This is a genomic window from Streptomyces flavofungini (genome assembly GCF_041028215.1).
GTDB lineage: Bacteria > Actinomycetota > Actinomycetes > Streptomycetales > Streptomycetaceae > Streptomyces > Streptomyces flavofungini_B.
Genome location: NZ_JASKYR010000894.1, coordinates 1 through 3342 on the forward strand (window position 1 = coordinate 1; position 3342 = coordinate 3342).

Here is a 3342-nt window from a genome sequence, read left to right on the forward strand (position 1 = left end):
CCAGGAGGCGGTCCCAGGTGCCGTCGGCAGACCAGCGGCGGAAACGTTCATAGACCGTCTTCCACGGGCCATACCGCTCGGGCAGGTCCCGCCAGGCAGCCCCGGTGGACAGCTTCCACAGGATCCCGTTGACCACCTGCCGGCGATCCCGCACCGGACGACCCATCCGCGGTGGAGCCAGAAACGGCTCGATCACCGCCCACGACTCATCAGTCAGCTCATGACGACGCACCACGAACAGACCAACGACCACAGCACTTTGCGGACACGACCTAGGCGTCACGCAGTGCCGCACGCGCGGGAATCGTCGCCGAGGCCAGGCCCAGGAGCAGGATGGCGCCGACGAAGGAGCCGTAGACCAGCGGCGGGATGTACGGAGCCTCGCCGGTCAGGCCGTTCATCATGGGCACCAGGGTGGCCAGGGCGATGGCCGAGCCGATGACCGTGCCCGCCACCGCGACGATCAGCGCCTCCCAGCGGACCATCCGCAGGACCTGGCGGCGTGTGGAGCCGATCAGGCGCAGTGTGCCGAGCTCGCGGCGGCGGTCCAGGACCGTCATCACCAGAGTGTTGGCGGCGGCGATCGCCGCGAAGCCGCCGAGCACGGCCGCCATGGTGGTGTTGGCCCAGGCGTTCATCTCGCGGTCCAGGGACTGGGCGGTGGTGTAGCCGTCGCGGTCCTTCAGGGTGCCGAGGCCGGAGAGGGACGCGGCCGAGCCGCCCTTCGTCCAGATCTCGGTGGGCAGGGGTGCCGTGACGTGGTGGCGTACGTCCGCCGTCGGCAGCGTCACCTCGGAGAGGCCGAGGCCCCTGCCGTACGTGGCCACGACGCTCGGCTCGGCCTTGGTGCCGTCGGGCAGGCGGATGGCGACGCGGTCGCCCGCCTCGACGCCGGCGGAGCGGGCGAGGGCCGCGTCCAGGGCGATCTCGTTCCTGCCCAGCTTCAGGGCGCCCGTCCTGATCTGGAGGTCCTGGACCTCGGCCAGATCGGCGGCGGTGCCCGTGACGCCCTGGGCGGACGCCGCGCGCAGCGAGCCGTCGCCCGCCGGTACGAGCACGGACGTCTTCAGGAGCCCGACCGCCGAGGTGACCCCGTCGGCGCGGGCGGCCCGGCGCACCGCGTCCGGGGCGAGGCCCGCCTCGGAGGTGACGATGTGGTCGGCGGTGATACCGGCGCGCTGCTGGTCGGCGGCGGCCCTGTCCTCGCTGGTGTGCATGAAGACGAGGACCGAGGCGAAGGCCATGGCGAGGACGATGGGGGTGATCGCCGACGCGAGCCTGCGCGCGTTCGTACGGGAGTTGGCGGCGGCCAGTGCGGCCGGGGCGCCCGCGCCGCGCAGCGGCAGGCCGAACAGGGCCGCGCAGGCGCGGGCCACCAGGGGCCCGAGCAGGGCCACGGCCAGCATGAAGAGCATGACGACGCCGAGGGCGGCGTTGGCCGCGTCCTCACCGCTGGTGTTCGCGGCGACTCCGGCGAAGACAGCGCCGCCCGCCGTGGCGGCGAGGCCGAGCGGTGTGCGGATCCAGCCGAACCGCACCGGCTCCACGGCGGCCTCGCTGAGCGCCTGGCCCGGCTTGATGCGGGAGGGCCGGCGGGCCGCGAGGTATCCGGCGCCGAGCGCGGTGAGGACGGCGGTGCCGACGGCGGCGACGAGCGGGATGTACGACACCGAGAGCTCCACGCCCCGCGGCACCGCGCCCTTCTCCCGCAACTGGCCGAACCACCAGTCGGCGAGTGCGATGCCGGGCAGCAGGCCCACCGCCGCGGCGACCGGCGCGACGAGCAGCGTCTCGGTGGCGATGGTGCGGCGGATCTGGCGCGGGGTGGTGCCGATGGCCCGCAGCAGCGCGTACTCGCGGGCCCGCTGGCCGACGGAGAGGGCGACGGTCCCGGCGGCGGTGAACACGGCCGTCATCGCCGCGATGCCGCCGAAGGAGCCGCCGAGGGCGGTGAGCATCTCCTTGGCGTAGGCGAGGGAGGAGTCCTCGGCGGTGCCCCGGTCGTCGCCGGTGTGCACCTTCGCCCTGCCGCCGAGCGCGTCCGCCACCTGGGTCTTGAGCGTGGCCTCGGGGACGCCCGCCTTCGGCAGGACGGCGATGGCGTCGATCCGCCCGGGGTGTCCCGAGACGCGGACGGCGTCGGAGTCGGCGAACCAGGCGGTGGGCGCCGAGCCCGAGGGGGCGACCGTGCCGGAGACGCGGTAGGAGCGCGGCCCGTCGGCCGTGGTGAGGGTGGTGCGCTCGCCGACGGCGGCGCCGGGCGCGGCGAGGACGACCTCGCCGGGGTGCGGCGCGCGGCCGGTGGCCAGCTTCTCGCCGGTGAAGGCGGTGGAGCCCCAGCCGTGCGCGGTCAGGGACCGGTCGCCGGATCGTACGGGGAAGGTGACGTCGGCGATCGCGGTACGGGCGCCGGGTGCGGCGGCGGCCCTGGACAGCAGGGCGGCGTCGAGGCGGGCCCGGTCGGGCAGCGGCGTCGACTCCGCGCTGCGCCCTTCGCCGCTGCCGATGACGTAGCGCGCCTGCTGGTCGGCGGCGGCGACCACGGGGGCCCCTGCGTAACGGCCGGGCGGCACCGAGGCGCGCAGCCCCGTCTCCAGGAGGATGCCGCACGCGGCGACGATCAGCGAGGCCATCATCAGCGCGACGAAGGTGCCCGCGAAGGCGGCGGGCTTGAAGCGGACGGCGGCGCGGGCGAGCCCGTTGGGGACGTACGCCATTACGCGGCCACCCCCGCGTACGCCGGGGCCGTCAGGGTCGTCATGCGGGCGGCGATCTGCTGGGCGGACGCCCCGTCCAGATGGTCGACGATGGCGCCGTCGGCGAGGAAGAGGACGCGGTCGGCGTGGGCGGCGGCGGCCGGGTCGTGGGTGACCATGACGACGGTGGCGCGCAGGCCGTCCACGGCGGAGCGCAGCAGGGCGAGGATCTCGGTGGCGGTGGTGGTGTCGAGGGCGCCGGTCGGCTCGTCGGCGAAGATCACGTCCGGCTCGGTGACCAGGGCGCGGGCGATGGCGACGCGCTGCTGCTGGCCGCCGGAGAGCTGGCCGGGGCGGCGGCGTCCCTTGTCGCCGAGGCCCACGCGGGCGAGCATCTCGGCGGCCTTGCGGCGGTCGGGGCGGTGGCCCGCGAGGCGCATCGGCAGAACGACGTTCTGCTCGACGGTGAGCGAGGGCAGCAGGTTGAACGCCTGGAAGACGAAGCCGAGGCGGGTGCGGCGCAGGGCGGTGAGCTTGTTCTCGCTCATGCCGGTGATCTCCGTGCCGCCGAGGTGGACGGTGCCGGAGCTCGGGCGGTCGAGGCCCGCCGCGCACTGGAGAAAGGTGGACTTGCCCGAGCCCGAGG

Annotated in this window: 3 protein-coding genes; all 3 read right to left on the bottom strand. The window is 74.9% G+C overall.

Going from position 1 to position 3342, the window contains the following annotated elements:
* Positions 1-253: transposase (locus tag AB8Z36_RS36140; RefSeq protein ID WP_440582091.1), on the bottom strand; the 253-nt coding region annotated here is incomplete at its 3' end.
* A 19-nt stretch (positions 254-272) separates the two neighbouring features.
* Positions 273-2717: an FtsX-like permease family protein gene (locus AB8Z36_RS36145; RefSeq protein ID WP_369217624.1), complete on the bottom strand. Its 2445-nt coding sequence runs from the start codon at positions 2715-2717 to the stop codon at positions 273-275.
* The coding region (locus AB8Z36_RS36150) for an ABC transporter ATP-binding protein (protein WP_369217625.1) at positions 2717-3342 on the bottom strand (626 nt) is incomplete at its 5' end. The genes AB8Z36_RS36150 and AB8Z36_RS36145, both read right to left, overlap by 1 nt.

Bases quoted from the DNA above. Each gene is read 5' to 3' on its own strand.
- AB8Z36_RS36145 (WP_369217624.1), bottom strand. From the start codon at position 2,717: ATGGCGTACGTCCCCAACGGGCTCGCCCGCGCCGCCGTCCGCTTCAAG.